14 protein-coding genes, 1 tRNA gene and 1 pseudogene are annotated in these 12,884 nt (G+C 73.0%); 7 read left to right on the top strand and 9 right to left on the bottom strand.

The window, feature by feature from the left end:
• Positions 1-177: 177 nt before the first annotated feature.
• Positions 178-804 carry a GNAT family N-acetyltransferase gene (locus QQK45_RS03480; protein ID WP_284292073.1) on the bottom strand — a complete coding sequence of 209 codons (627 nt, stop codon included), beginning with the start codon at positions 802-804 and terminating at the stop codon, positions 178-180.
• A gap of 142 nt (positions 805-946) precedes the next feature.
• On the opposite strand from QQK45_RS03480, the gene QQK45_RS03485 reads away from it, so the two are divergent.
• From QQK45_RS03485 to QQK45_RS03495, 3 genes are all read left to right on the top strand, one after another.
• A complete protein-coding gene (locus QQK45_RS03485) occupies positions 947-1,570 on the top strand; it encodes a TetR/AcrR family transcriptional regulator (RefSeq protein ID WP_284292074.1) in 624 nt (207 codons plus the stop codon).
• Positions 1,567-2,241, top strand: a complete 675-nt coding sequence (locus QQK45_RS03490; RefSeq protein WP_284292075.1) for a DoxX family protein — start codon at positions 1,567-1,569, stop codon at positions 2,239-2,241. The genes QQK45_RS03485 and QQK45_RS03490 overlap by 4 nt, the downstream gene beginning before the upstream one ends.
• A 392-nt stretch (positions 2,242-2,633) precedes the next feature.
• Entirely contained in the window at positions 2,634-3,620 is a 987-nt protein-coding gene (locus QQK45_RS03495; RefSeq protein WP_284292076.1) for an IS110 family RNA-guided transposase, read from the top strand.
• Between the two features lie 279 nt (positions 3,621-3,899).
• On the opposite strand, the gene QQK45_RS03500 is transcribed toward QQK45_RS03495, so the two are convergent.
• Complete coding sequence (locus QQK45_RS03500) at positions 3,900-6,203, bottom strand: YhgE/Pip domain-containing protein (RefSeq protein ID WP_284292077.1); 2,304 nt, start codon at positions 6,201-6,203, stop codon at positions 3,900-3,902.
• The gene (locus QQK45_RS03505; RefSeq protein WP_284292078.1) at positions 6,200-6,994 is read right to left on the bottom strand and encodes a hypothetical protein; all 795 of its coding nucleotides are present in this window, start codon (positions 6,992-6,994) and stop codon (positions 6,200-6,202) included. The genes QQK45_RS03500 and QQK45_RS03505 overlap by 4 nt, the downstream gene beginning before the upstream one ends.
• Before the next feature lie 138 nt (positions 6,995-7,132).
• Between QQK45_RS03505 and QQK45_RS03510 the strand changes: the two genes are divergently transcribed.
• Genes QQK45_RS03510 through QQK45_RS03520 form a run of 3 tightly spaced genes read left to right on the top strand, consistent with a single transcriptional unit; the run spans position 7,133 to position 8,863 of the window.
• Complete coding sequence (locus tag QQK45_RS03510; protein ID WP_284292079.1) at positions 7,133-7,765, top strand: TetR/AcrR family transcriptional regulator; 633 nt, start codon at positions 7,133-7,135, stop codon at positions 7,763-7,765.
• A gap of 52 nt (positions 7,766-7,817) precedes the next feature.
• On the top strand, positions 7,818-8,039 hold the full coding sequence (locus QQK45_RS03515; protein WP_284292080.1) for a hypothetical protein: 222 nt from the start codon (positions 7,818-7,820) through the stop codon (positions 8,037-8,039).
• A 17-nt stretch (positions 8,040-8,056) separates the two neighbouring features.
• On the top strand, positions 8,057-8,863 hold the full coding sequence (locus QQK45_RS03520) for an NAD-dependent epimerase/dehydratase family protein (protein ID WP_284292081.1): 807 nt from the start codon (positions 8,057-8,059) through the stop codon (positions 8,861-8,863).
• A gap of 22 nt (positions 8,864-8,885) precedes the next feature.
• Here the strand turns inward: QQK45_RS03520 and QQK45_RS03525 are convergent, their stop codons facing one another.
• From QQK45_RS03525 to QQK45_RS03535, 3 genes are all read right to left on the bottom strand, one after another.
• Positions 8,886-9,326, bottom strand: coding sequence for an OsmC family peroxiredoxin (locus tag QQK45_RS03525; RefSeq protein ID WP_284292082.1), 441 nt, complete (start codon positions 9,324-9,326; stop codon positions 8,886-8,888).
• A gap of 69 nt (positions 9,327-9,395) precedes the next feature.
• Positions 9,396-9,563, bottom strand: coding sequence for a hypothetical protein (locus QQK45_RS03530; RefSeq protein WP_284292083.1), 168 nt, complete (start codon positions 9,561-9,563; stop codon positions 9,396-9,398).
• Positions 9,560-10,030 (bottom strand): hypothetical protein, encoded by a 471-nt coding sequence (locus QQK45_RS03535; protein WP_284292084.1) that lies wholly within the window; start codon positions 10,028-10,030, stop codon positions 9,560-9,562. The genes QQK45_RS03530 and QQK45_RS03535 overlap by 4 nt, the downstream gene beginning before the upstream one ends.
• Before the next feature lie 240 nt (positions 10,031-10,270).
• Between QQK45_RS03535 and QQK45_RS03540 the strand changes: the two genes are divergently transcribed.
• Entirely contained in the window at positions 10,271-11,053 is a 783-nt protein-coding gene (locus QQK45_RS03540; protein WP_284292085.1) for a class E sortase, read from the top strand.
• Between the two features lie 105 nt (positions 11,054-11,158).
• On the opposite strand, the gene QQK45_RS03545 is transcribed toward QQK45_RS03540, so the two are convergent.
• The 3 genes and pseudogenes from QQK45_RS03545 to QQK45_RS03555 form a co-directional block, all read right to left on the bottom strand.
• Positions 11,159-11,231, bottom strand: a tRNA-Thr gene (locus QQK45_RS03545).
• A gap of 94 nt (positions 11,232-11,325) precedes the next feature.
• The gene (locus QQK45_RS03550; RefSeq protein ID WP_284294934.1) at positions 11,326-11,589 is read right to left on the bottom strand and encodes an alpha/beta hydrolase; all 264 of its coding nucleotides are present in this window, start codon (positions 11,587-11,589) and stop codon (positions 11,326-11,328) included.
• Positions 11,484-12,509: pseudogene (locus QQK45_RS03555) on the bottom strand (alpha/beta fold hydrolase); the annotation flags it as partial. The gene QQK45_RS03550 and the pseudogene QQK45_RS03555, both read right to left, overlap by 106 nt.
• Between the last annotated feature and the right edge of the window lie 375 nt (positions 12,510-12,884).

Consider the following 12,884-nt stretch of genomic DNA (forward strand, 5'->3'; position numbering starts at 1 on the left):
CGCCTCGTGCGGGACGCCCAGCGCGCGCCGCAGCGCCGTCGCGAGCTCGTCACGGGCACGTTCGGAGGACAGGGACCGCGTGGCGCTCGAGCTCGGGTCGGTCGGGGACGGGCGCTGAGGCAGGTCGACGGTCACGCGTCGATTCTGACACCGAGCCCGCGTGCGCTTCGCGCGCGCTCAGGATCCGGCCGTGCGCACCCAGCGGTTCATCGTCTCGAGAGTGCCGCCGCGGGCCGCCGTCGTGACCGTGTCGCGCGCCACGAAGCCGGCGCGACGCGCGACCGCCTCGCTCGCCGCGTTGCCGTCGAGCGTGGAGAGCCAGACCTCGTCGTGCCCGGCCGCCAGCGCCCAGTCGCCGAGCGCCGCGACGGCACGGGTCGCGAGGCCCAGCCCGCGCCCCGCGGGGAGCAGGGCGTAGAAGACCTCGGGCACACCGTCGGGGGTCGTCGTGCCGACGGACCCGACGACCTGGTCGCCCGGGCCGACGACGGCGTACCGGTACGCGAGCCCGTCCCGTGCCCGCTCGAGCGAGCGGTCGACACGACGGCGAGCGTCGTCGTCGGACAGGTCGGGCGGGTAGTAGGTCCACCGCGGCACATCCGGGGTCCGCGAGAGCTCCTGCTCGAGCCGCCAGTCCTCGGCGACGAGCGCGCGCAGGCGCCCGGGCGGGTCTCCGGGCAGCAGGACCGACGACGGCGGTGCGGTCGCGAAGCGCGGCGCGCCTTCCGCGGGGGTCGCCGCGGGTCCGGTGGCTGCGGCCACGGGGTCGCGCCGCGGGGCGTCGGGCGTGGCGTCGTCGGGCACGGAGACAGCCTACGGACGCCCGAGCCGACGACGCCGCGCTCATCGCGGAGTCCCGCCTGCCTCGCGCGGACCCGTGACGTCCCGCGGACCCCGGCCCTAAGGTGAACGTGTTCATTGAACATGTTCACCGAACGGAGCCCGCATGGTGCCCACCCGCCAGAAGCTGCGCGCCGAGACCCACGCGCGCGTCGTCGCCGCAGCCTCCCGGCTGTTCCTCGAACGGGGCTACCGGGCGACGACCGTCCGCGACGTCGCCGCCGCGGCCGGCGTGAGCGTCGGCACCGTCATGACCGTCGGGGACAAGGACGCGCTGCTCGTCGCGACCTTCGACGCGCTGATCAGCGACCTCCAGGACGGCCTCCCCGTCCCGGACTCGGAGCCCGCACGACCCGGCGCCCCGGGCGACGTCGTCGACGCCGTGCTCGCGGTCGTCGGACCGTTCCTCACCCTGTTCGCCGAGCATCTCGACCTCGCCCGCGAGTACGGCGCGGTCCTCATGTCCGGACGGCACCCGGGCGGTGTGTTCGGCGAGCTCGTGCCGGGGTTCCTCGCCCGGATCCAGGCCGCGCTGGAGCGCTCGCCCGACGGCCCGCGCGACCCCGCCGCGGGCGCCCGGACGATCTACCTCGCCTACCTCGGCTCGCTCTTCGCGTGGGCGGGCCAGGGCAACCCCGACGCCGACGCCGCCCGCGAGGCGCTGCGTGACGTCATCACCTTCGTGGCCGGCCGAGACGCCGCCCGCCCGACCCCAGGAGCTTCCTCATGACCCACGCCCCCGACGTGTGGTGGCCCGCCGTCCTGCTCGCGGCGGCGCTCCTCTCCGACGTGCTGATGTCGCTCCGGCCGCCCGCGTTCATCCGCGACTGCCTCACCGGCGTCGGGTTCCCGCGCGACTGGTGGTGGGTCCTGATCGTCATCAAGCTCGGCGCGGTCGCGGGCCTGCTCGTCGGGCTGAGCACGCCCGGACTGGCCGTCGCAGCGAGCGCCGGCGCGGTCCTGTACTTTCCTCGTCGCGGCGGTCTCGCACGTCCGCGCCCGGTTCCTCACGTCGGCGTTCTGGGTCAACTGCCTGGGGATGCTCGCGCTTTCGGTGCTGGCGCTGGTGGTCTCCGCGGGGACGTCCTGACTCCCCCACCTGCGGTTCCCGCGTCCGCGCCGACCATGCGAACAGGCACCATCTCGACGCCGAACAGGTGTCTGCCCGCATGCTCGGCGCGGCGGACCGTGCACGATCGCATGCTCGACAGCTCGGAGGCTGCGGGATCGACGCCGACCGCGACCCCTCACGACAGCCCACGTCCCGCCCCGGAAGAATCCAGACGCCGCCGAGTCAGCGCGAATCACCCGAGCCAGCGCGAACTCCCCGCTGACTGGGACGAAACGCGCTGCCTCGCGGCGGGGACGACGACCGAGCGGGTGGGTGCGGGGACGAGGTGAAGGGCGTCAAGGAGTGCGCACGGCCCCGGGGCCGAAGCACGACAGCCCGAACCACCTCGCCGCACCCACCCGCGAACCCGGCCACATCACCATCGGCGAACACGACGTCACCGTCGGCGCGGGTTCAGACGGTATGAGGGTCCGGCGCGTTCGTGTCGGATGGCTGGGACGGGGCCTCGCTGCGAAAGTCGTGGGTTGCCGAGCAGATTGCCCTGCCCGGCCTATCCACATTCGTAGGAGGCCCCGATGTTCACCGAGCGTACGAGTGTCGGCCTGGACGTGCACGCGAGATCGATCCGGGCGAGCGCGATCGACACGGCCACCGGCGAGCTGTTCGAGTTGACCCTTGCCCCGGCCCGGAGTATCGGCCCGTCGTGGACTGGATCAGGCGTGTGCCCGGACCGGTTGCTGTGGCCTACGAGGCCGGCCCCACGGGCTTCGACCTCGCCCGCGTCCTGACGGGCGCGGGGATCCGATGTGTGGTCGCCGCACCGTCGAAGATCAACCGGGCGCCCCGGGGCCGGGTCAAGACCGACGCGAGGGACGCACGGCTGCTCGCCCGGCTGCTGCGCGTGGACGACCTCGCGCCCGTCGTCGTGCCGACCCTCGAGCAGGAATCGGCCCGGGACCTGGTCCGGCTCCGGTTCGACAACCGCGCAGAACTGATGAGCGCCCGCCACCGGCTCGGCAAGCTGCTGCTGCGTCACGGGCACATCTACTCCGGTGGGCGGGCGTGGACCGGAACCCATGAGACCTGGCTGAACCAGATCACGTTCACCGAGCGCGGGACCCGCATCGCGTTCGCGGAGTCACGTGAGCTCGTGACCCACCTCCAGGCCCGCCGCGACCGCCTGGACGCGCAGATCGCCGACCTCGCCGCGGTGTCCTCCTTCGCCCCGGTCGTGACCCGGCTGTGCTGTCTGCGCGGGATCGCGACCCTGACCGGGTTCGCTCTCGCCGTGCAGATCGGGGACTGGCACCGATTCACCGGCTCGAGCATAGGCGCGTTCCTCGGCCTGACACCGTCCGAGCACTCCTCCGGGGGCTCGCGCCGACTCGGGTCGATCACCAAGGCCGGGAACACCCACGCCCGCCGACTGCTGATCGAGTCCGCGTGGCTGCACAAGCCCCGCTACGTCGTGGGCAAGGTCCTGCAAGAACGCATGGACGTCGCCCCACCCGCCGCACGCGAACGAGCCGACCTGGCCAACCGGCGCCTGCACCACCGGTGGGTCAAGTTCGACGCCCGCGGCAAGAAGCACACCGTGGCCACGACCGCAGTCACCCGTGAGCTCGCCGGGTGGTGCTGGTCCCTGGCCACCCTCGACACCCCAGACACCCACGACTACCGGCCCACAGGACCGGACAACCAAGCTTGACCTTGCCGTGCACCACCGGTGCTCAGCGCGAGGAGCGACCCACGCCTGCTCCGTGAGCAACCCACCCGGGCGACGCTCGACCTCAGACACATCGATGGTCCCGCTCCTGCCGAAACACCGTCATGCGGTACCCAACCCGCGCATATCAGTCTCGACCACGCGTCGACAACGACACGCTGCCCCGGACACGCGCACACCAAGGGCAAGAGAAGCGCCCGCCCCGAGCCACAGCCCAGGACGGGCGCTTCACCCTGCCACTTGACAGAACGGGACTACATATCAGAGCACGAGCTCGGGCTCGAGCTGCAGCGCCCGCCAGACGCGCTGACGCCGCGCTGCCCACGTCGTGAGCCCGACGGCGACGACGAGGAACCCGACGATCACGGCGACGTCCCGCCAGACGGTCCCCATGTTCCCGCCGAAGAGGAGCTGCCGGAGCCCCTCGACGGAGTAGCTCATGGGCAGGAAGCGGTGGAACGTGCGGAGCGGTTCGGGGATCGTCTGCCACGGGAACGTGCCGCCGGCGGTCACGAGCTGGGTCAGCATGAGCACGAGCCCGAGGAACTGGCCGGCGGCGCCGAGGTAGACGTTGAGGGTCTGGAGGATCGCGGCGAACGTGATCGCGACGAGCGCGAGGAACAGCCCGGTGAGGAGCACGTGCTCGACGTGCACGCCGACGGCGAGCGCCGTGACCGAGAGCATGACGACGACCTGCACGATCGCGAGGAGGGCGGGCGTGAAGAGCCCGCCGAGGGTCGTCCGGAGGGCGCTCCGCCCGACCGCGAGCGCGCGCTTGGACAGCGGCTTCACGATGAGGAACGTGACGTACGCGCCGATCCAGGCCGCGAGCGACAGGAAGAACGGGGCGAGGCCGGCCCCGTAGCTGCCGGCCTTGGAGAGCTGCTGGGACACGACCTGGACCGGGTTGGCGATCGTCGAGGCGGTGGCTTCCCGCTGGTCGTCGCTGAGGTTCGGCACCTGGCCGAGGCCCTGGCGCAGGCCGTCGGCGAGCTGCTGGGTGCCGTCGACGAGCGAGCCCGCGCCCGTGTGGAGGGTGTGAGCGCCGTCGGCGAGGTCGCCTGCGCCGTCGGCGACCTTCGCGGTCCCCGACGCGAGCGAGGACGCACCCGACGCCAGGGTCGCGGTCCCGGACGCGAGCGACGCGGCTCCCGTGTCGAGCTCCTTCGCGCCGGACGCGAGCCGTCCCGCACCGTCCGACGCCGCCTGCGCACCAGTAGCGAGCGACGAGGCCCCGGTGTGGAGCGTCGTGGCACCCTCGGCGAGCGTGTCGGCACCCGTCGCCGCTTTCGCGATGCCCTGCGTGAGCGCGGGCGTGCTCGACGCGAGCGTGGACGCGCCGTCGGCGACCTGCTGCGCGCCCGTCGCGAGCTGGTCGACCTTGCCGACCTGGGTGTCGAGGTCGCCGACGCCGTCGCGCACGGCCTGCCCCGCGTCGTCGAGCCGGGCCAGGACGTCGTCGGCCTGGGCGCGCGTGAGGACGCCCAGGTCGACGAGGTCGTCGAGCTGGTCGGACACGGTGGCGCGGGCGTCGTCGAGGTTGTCGACGGCGGTGTCGGCCGCGTCACGGACCTGGTCGGCGGCGCCCGCGAGCTGGGCGTTGCCGTCCGCGACCTGCCGGGCACCGTCCGCGAGCTTCGACGTCTGGACGGGCAGGTCGGCGGTCTGGGAGCGCAGCGTGTCGAGGCCGCCCGCGAGGGTCCCGGCGCCGTCCGCGAGGTCGGACGCCCCGGCCGCGACCTTTGTCGCCCCCGATGCGAGGGCTGGCGTCTGCGACGCGAGCTGCGACGCGCCGTCGGACAGGGCCGACGTGCCCGAGGCGAGCTGCGTCGCCCCGGCGTGCGCGGACGCAGCCCCGTCGGAGACCTGCCGCGCGCCGTCGGCGGCGTCGCCCGCGCCCGTCGCGAGGGTGGCGGCCCCCGAGTCGAGGGTCGCGGCGCCCGTGTCGAGCTTCTTCGCGCCGTCCAGGAGCTTGTCGGCCCCGGTGACGGCGTCCGCGAGGTTCGTGTGGATCGACGCGAAGCCCTGCAGGAACGTGTCCGCGGCCTGCGTGCCGACCTTCTGGGCGAGCGTGTCGCGGACCTGCCCGACGATCGTGTCCGCGATCGTCCGCGCCAGGTAGTTGTTCGCGTCGTTGGTGACGAGGACCAGGCTGGCCTGCCGCGGGTCCGACGACGCCGGCGACGCGAGGTCCGCCGAGAACGTCGGTCCGAGGACGAGCGCCGCGTCGAACCGGCCCGACCGCACGCCGCGCTCCGCGTCGTCCTGGGTGGTGCGGACCCAGTCGAAACCGCCGCTCTTCGTCAGCTCGTCCGCGACCTCCTCGCCGTAGTTGTGGTGCTCGGTCTTCGACGTGTCGGTGCCGACCGCGACGTCCGTGCCCTCGTCCTGCACGACGACGGCCGCCGGGACCTTGTCCAGGTGGCCGTACGGGTCGAAGTTGGCGAAGAGGTAGAGCCCCGCGTACAGCGACGGGATCACCGCGAGCGCGATCATCGCGAGCTTCGGCAGCGTGCCGGACAGGTTGCGGCGGACCTCGGACCAGCCGAGTCGGAACACGGTCATCGGTCGGCTCCTTCGGCGGGTGCGTCGGTGCGCGGCTCAGGTTCGACGACGTCAGGCGGCCCGGCCGCAGGCTCGGGCTCGGGCTCGGGCTCGGGCTCGGGCTCGGGCTCGGGCTCGGGCGGAGCGAACGCCGCCCGGAGCGCGACGAGCGGCGGCTCGCGCCGCGGGTCGACGGTCACGTCGGGCGGGATCTCGGCGCCGAGCAGTCGCGCCGACGCGCGCGAGCACTGGACCAGGACGCCGTAGCCGGCGGCTGCGGCGTCGCGCGCGACTCCCCACCAACCGGCGGGTGCGCCGCCGTGGCGGTCGGGCAGCGTGAGGACGAGGAAGTGCACGTCCACCCGCTCGGCGGCGAGCGCCACGAGCATCCGCGTGCGGGTCAGCGCGTCGAGCTGGTCGACGCGGAGGCCGGCGACGTCGTCCAGGCCGTGGGATGCGACCCAGGCGGCGACGTCCCGGGGCAGCGTGCGCCGTCGGGCGAGCGCGAGGTCCTCGGCGACGTGCGTGCGGACCGGGATGGACTCGACGGGCTCGGACACGCCCGGCACGTCGACGACCGCGGTGACGTCGGCGAGCGAGAGCGGCGGGTCGGCCGGCGGCGCGCCCTCGAGCCTGACCGTGCCCGACGACGGCACGAGCCGGCCGGTCGCGGCGAGGGCGAGCGCGGTGTGCCCGTGCCCGGGCTCCGCGGCGACGAGGACGGCCTCACCGGTGCGCCAGGTGAGGTCGAACGGCGCGAGCATCGGGTCGCGCCGACCCTGCACGGCGACCCCGTCGAGAACGATCTGCATGCGTCCACCTCGATGAGAGAACTGGGTGCCACTTCACCAGCGGTGCGCGGGGCAGGCCACCCGGAAGCGTGTTGACCCAAGGTCAACGGCAACGGTACTACCCTTGTTGACCAAGGGTCAACGATGAGGAGGGCTCCGGTGACGACGGACCAGCGAGCGACACCCCGGCGCCGTGCCGCGGACGACCGCCGCGACGAGCTCCTCAGCACCGCGCACCGCATGGCGCGCGGCGGCGGGCTCGACGCCGTCACCCCCGCCGACGTCGGCGCCGCCGCGCACGCCTCCAAGGCGCTCGTCTTCCATTACTTCGGCTCGACCGTCGAGCTGCGCCGCGCCGTCGCCGCGATCGCGATCGACGCCCTCGACGACGCCCTCGGCCAGACCCCCGACGCCGATCCGGTGCCCGACCCCGCGCTCGGCACCATGGGGCTCGGGGCGCAGCGGGCCGTCGTCGTGCACACGCTGCTCGACGCCGTGCTCGCCGAACGCCAGCTCTGGACCGACATCTGGTCCGGGGCCCTCCGCGACGACGACGCGACCGTCGCCCGCCTCGACGAGGTCCGCGCCCACCTGTTCTCCCGGTTCACGCGCGCCGTCGGGAGCAGCCTGCCCGCGCCCGACGACGACGCCCGGGGCCGGCTCGACCTGCTCGCCGCCGGCTGGGTCGGGTTCGTCGAGGCGGTGATCGCCCGATGGCTCGCGACGGGGCGGCACGACCGCGAGACCGTTGAGGCCGTCGTCGTCGACAGCCTGGCCCACCTCCTGCCCTGAACGGACGCACCGTCAGGTCGACACCTCGCGCGGGACGGGGTACCACTGAGGGGTGCGCATCGCCATCACCGGGGCCAGCGGGAACGTCGGGACGGCGGTGCTCCGCGCCCTCGTCGAGGAGCCGGTCGTCACGTCGATCGTCGGGATCGCGAGCCGGGTGCCCCGCGCCGACGGCTCCAGCACCGTCGCGTTCCCCCACGACCGTGCCGACTGGGTCCGCGTCGACCTGGGCGACGACTCCCCGAGAGCCGGGACAGGCTGCGCGGCGCCCTGAACCACGCGGACGTCGTCGTGCACCTCGCGTGGGCCACCGCGCCCAGCCACGACGCCGACCGTCTCGACGCGGTCAACGTGGACGGGACCCGACGCGTGCTCGATGCCGCGGCCGCGGGCGGGGCGCAGCACGTCGTCGTCGCATCGTCCGCGGGGGTATACGCACCGGCTCCGGACCCGCTCCCCCGCGACGAGCAGTGGGCGCGCACCGGCATCCCCGGGTCGCTGCACAGCATCCAGAAGCTGGCCGTCGAGCGCGAGCTCGACCGCTTCGAACGCAGCCACGCCGGCATCACGGTCACACGGGTCCGGACGCCGCTCGTCCTCCACCCCGACGCCGCGACCGAGCTCGGTCACGTCTACCTCGGCCGGCTCCTGCCACCGCGCGTCCTGCGGCGCGACCACCTGCCGGTCCTCCCCTGGGTGCACGGCATGCGGCTCCAGGCCGTGCACGCCGACGACCTCGCGGCCGCGTACCGGTCGATCGTGCAGGGCCGGCATCCCGGCGTGTTCAACGTCGCCGCACCCGAAGTTCTCGACGGGCACGCCGTCGCGGCCGCCACCGGGGCGTCGTCGCTCCGGGAGGTGTCGCCGGGTGTCGCCCGCGGCGCCCTGGCCCTGGCGTGGCGCGCCCACGCCACTCCGCTGTCCCCCGACTGGCTCGACCTCGCCCTCGGCATCCCCGTGCTCGACGCCGGCCGCGCGGCGACCGTGCTGCGCTGGGCACCGCGGCACGAGACGGCGGACACCCTGCGCGAGGTGACCGCCGCCGTCGGGCGGGGGCGCGGCTTCCCGAGCCCGCCGCTCGTCGGCCGCAAGCTCTGACGCCCCCGGCGGGCAGGCCGACTCAGCTCTCGAGCCGCGCGTCCAGGGTGATCGTGGTCCCGGTGAGCGCCTTCGACACCGGGCAGGACGCCTTCGCGGCGTTGGCCGCCTCGAGGAAGCCCGCCTCGTCCAGGCCGTCGACCTCGCCCACGACGCGCAACGCGATCCCCGGGATCCGGAAGCCACCGGCCGGGTCCGGTCCGAGCGACACCTCGGCCGTGACCTCCAGCGACTGCGGGGTACCCCCGGCCTCGGCGATGAGCGCGGAGAGCTGCATGGCGTAGCACGCCGAGTGCGCGGCCGCGATGAGCTCCTCCGGGCTCGTGTGCCCGCCCGCGTCGTCGGCCGAGCGCGTCGGGAACGAGACGTCGAACGTCGCCAGGTGCGAGCTGCTCAGCTCGACCTGGCCGGACCCGTCCTGCAGCCCGCCGTTCCAGGCGGTGCGCGCGATACGTGTGGGCATGGGTACGTCCTCTCTCACGGTCGTCGCGCGCACCGCACCCCGGGCGGCGGGCGGCCGGGGGCGAGCAGGTCAGCTCCTAGGGCGGTACACGATCGACGACGCCTCGTCGTTCATCGTGTCACCGACGTACGCGGTGTCCACCTGGTAGGTCTTGCTGGTGCTCTTGTAGTTCGCGTCCTTGTAGAGCGTGGTCGCGCAGTTGAGGTAGGTCGTCAGCGAGCTGATCGTATCGTTCATACCGAACGAGCTCGTGTGGGGGAACCCGTACGTCGTCCCCCGTAGCACCCCGAGCCGTTCGCGGCGTAGAGCAGCTTCGCGCTGCCCGACCAGTTCTTGTTCTTCCAGACCGCGCCGAGCACGGGCAAGGTCGACGACGACGCCGCAGCCGCGGTCAACGAGGCCGCGGACCGCAGGCTCGGCGCACTCGCTGCGAGCACCTTCGCGTTCGCCGCCAGCACCTGGTCGTTCTGCGCCTCGATGGTCCGGTCGATCGCGGCGTGGTCGCCGGCGTCGACGGCCGGGTCCGTGACCTGTTCGCCCGTGATCGACTCGAGCGCCTCGCTGAACGTGTCGAAGCAGTGCTGCTCGCCGGTGCCGGCAGCGACCGTGCACACGTCGCCTTCCTGCGCCGTCGGGCTGGAACCGCTGGCGGCCCCCGTCGTCGCCAGCGCCGCCGCCGCCGCGAGCGTCACACCCGCCACCATCGTTCGTACCGTCCGTCGTCCCGTCATGGGGCGCCTCCCTGCGCTCTCGCTCGGTCGTTACACGTCACTTCTTTTCAGATCGGTGGTGCGCGATCACCTTAGCGGGCATCCTCAGCGCGTGCGCAAGCACGGATATCGCCCTGTGGACGACGGCGTGGGGGTCGAGCACGACACGCTGGGCGAGAAGAGTTCGCCCGGCGCGTGTCCCGGGCGGCGGCCAAAGTCTGCGAGGCTTGTCCCGTGGCTGAGACGTCAGCGCTAGAGCGCCCCCAGGTCGAGGAACCGGCTCGTCAGCGCGCGGGCGCGCTCTCGGTCACGCTCGGCGTCCTGGGCGAGCTGCTCATCACCGCCGGGATCCTGGTCGGGCTCTTCCTCGTCTGGCAGCTGTGGTGGACCTCCGTGCCGGCCGAGCGCCACGCGGCCCAGCAGGTCCAGGCCTTCTACGCCCAGGTCGAGCCGGCGAACCCCAAGCCCGTCGACAAGAACGCGCTGCACACCGACCACGTCCCCGTCGTCAAGGCCGTGCCGTACGGCCAGATGATCGGCGTGCTCATCGTCCCGTCCTGGCAGGGCAAGACCCGCAACCGCATGCCCATCGCCGAGGGCACGACGCTCGACGTGCTCAACAAGGCCTACGCCGGCCATTACACGGACACGGCGCAGGTCGGCCAGATCGGCAACTTCTCGATCGCGGGACACCGCCGCACCTACGGCAACAACTTCTTCCACCTGCCCGACCTGCGCAAGGGCGACAGCGTCGTGGTCGAGACCGACGACTACTGGTTCGTGTACCAGGTGACGGGGCACGAGCAGGTCCTGCCCGACCAGACCGACGTCGTCGCCCCCGTGCCCGGCGACCCCGGGGCGACCCCGACCGAGCGGCTCATCACGCTCACCACGTGCAACTCGGTTCGGCTGGGGGCCTACGGCAACGACCACCGGTGGATCGTGCACGGCACGCTCGAGGGCTGGCTGAAGCGGTCGGAGGGGACGCCGAAGGTCGTCTCCGCGATGAAGGGTTAGCGTCGGCCCGGGCCGGGTGCGACGACGCCCCGGCCCCAGCCGGAAGCAGCGTCAGCCAGAAACACATCAGGCCCGGAACCGTGAGGTTCCGGGCCTGACGGTCTGAGCCGCCTAAGAGAATCGAACTCTTGACCTATTCATTACGAGTGAATCGCTCTACCGACTGAGCTAAGGCGGCCTGCGTCCGGTGACGACACCCCGGAGGGCGCGCCGTCGAGCGCGGGCCCTACTCTAGCGGGCCGGAGGCCGAGACTCCAAAGCGACTCCAGGCGTCACGAGCACGTGGTGTCGTCGGCGGGGACGTCGCCGTCCACGAGGTAGCTCCCGACGGCCTTCGCGATGCACGTGTGGTCCGCGCTGTACGCCGTGTGGCCCTCCCCTCGAAGGTGAGCAGCACGCCCGAGTCGAGGGTCTTCGCGAGACCCTGCGCCCAGCGGTACGGGGTGGCCGGGTCGCCGGTGGTCCCGACGACGACGATCGGCGCCGCGCCCTTGGCGTGCACGTCGAAGTCCTGGGCGACCTGCGGGTACGGCCACGGCTTGCAGGTGAGCCCGCCGTACGTGAAGAACGACCCGACGGTCGGCGCCTGCTCCTCGATGGTCGCGGCCTGGGTCTTGAGCGTCGTGAGGTCGCTCGAGCCCGGGTCGTCGAGGCAGCCGACGGCGCGGAACGCCTCCGCGGAGTTCGTCGAGAACGTGCCGTCCGCGTTCCGGTCGTTGTAGAAGTCGGCGAGCGCGAGGAGCTGCGTCCCCGTCCCCTTCGTGATCGCCTCGGACAGCGCCGACGTCAGGTACTGCCACGAGTCCTGGCTGTAGAGCGTGACGGCGACACCGTAGAACGCGAGCGTGGCGGTGAGCGGACGGTTCGCGTCACCGGTCCGCAGGGGCTGGTGCTCGGCCTGCAGGAACAGGTCGTGGATCTGTTCCATCCCGTGGTCCACGCCGCCCGTCAGGGGGCAGCCCTTGCCCGACTCGCAGTCCTTCACGTACGAGCGCAGCGCGTCCTCGAAGCCGACGGCCTGCTCGAGCCCCATCTCGTCCGACGACAGCGTCGTGTCGATCGCGCCGTCGAGCACCATGCGGCCGACCTTGTCCGGGAAGATCCCCGCGTAGGTCGCCCCGAGCTGCGTGCCGTAGGAGAAGCCCAGGTAGTCGAGCTTCTTCTCCCCCAGCACCGCACGGATCAGGTCCATGTCCCGCGCGGCGGACTGGGTGTCGACGTGCGCGAGGACCGGCCCGGTGTTGGCCTTGCACGCGTCGGCCCACGCGGCGGCGGCCTTCTCGCTCGCTGCGAGGCCCGCGTCCGTGTCCGGGTACCAGGCGGAGAGCTGCGCGTCCTTGTCCTTGTCGTCGAGGCACACGACGGGCGTGGACTTGCCGACACCCCGCGGGTCGAAGCCCACGACGTCGTACGCCTTGAGGACGTCCGAGCCGAACAGGCCGGGGACGGAGTCCATGAAGTCGAGGCTCGACGCGCCAGGCCCGCCCGGGTTGGTGAGGAGCGCGCCGACGCGCTTGCCGGTCGCGGTGTGGACCTTGATCGCCAGGTCGATGTCGCCCGACGACGCGTCCTGCCACGAGACGGGCGCCTTGAGCGTCGCGCACCGGAAGCCGTCGCCGCACTTCGACCACGTGACGTCCTGGCCGTAGTACGACTCGAAGCCCTTCGGCGCGCTCGCCGTGTCCGCGGCGCCGGACGTCACGCTCGGCGTCCCGCCGTCGTCGTCGGAGCCGGACGTGCACCCGCTGAGCGCGGTCACGAGCGCCAGCACCGCGGCCGCAGCGGCCAGGGGTGCCCGACGACGGCGCACGAGGGCGGCGGTGCGGGTCGA

Origin of the sequence: Luteimicrobium album, from assembly GCF_030161555.1 — a bacterium.
Taxonomy (GTDB): Bacteria; Actinomycetota; Actinomycetes; order Actinomycetales; family Cellulomonadaceae; genus Luteimicrobium; species Luteimicrobium album.

What these genes read in the sequence shown, in the direction of transcription:
- QQK45_RS03525 (WP_284292082.1), bottom strand. Translation starts at nt 9,326, where the DNA reads ATGCCCACACGTATCGCGCGCACCGCCTGGAACGGCGGGCTGCAGGAC.
- QQK45_RS03535 (WP_284292084.1), bottom strand. Translation starts at nt 10,030, where the DNA reads ATGGTGGCGGGTGTGACGCTCGCGGCGGCGGCGGCGCTGGCGACGACG.
- QQK45_RS03505 (WP_284292078.1), bottom strand. Translation starts at nt 6,994, where the DNA reads ATGCAGATCGTTCTCGACGGGGTCGCCGTGCAGGGTCGGCGCGACCCG.
- QQK45_RS03530 (WP_284292083.1), bottom strand. Translation starts at nt 9,563, where the DNA reads ATGAACGATACGATCAGCTCGCTGACGACCTACCTCAACTGCGCGACC.
- QQK45_RS03485 (WP_284292074.1), top strand. Translation starts at nt 947, where the DNA reads ATGGTGCCCACCCGCCAGAAGCTGCGCGCCGAGACCCACGCGCGCGTC.
- QQK45_RS03490 (WP_284292075.1), top strand. Translation starts at nt 1,567, where the DNA reads ATGACCCACGCCCCCGACGTGTGGTGGCCCGCCGTCCTGCTCGCGGCG.
- QQK45_RS03500 (WP_284292077.1), bottom strand. Translation starts at nt 6,203, where the DNA reads ATGACCGTGTTCCGACTCGGCTGGTCCGAGGTCCGCCGCAACCTGTCC.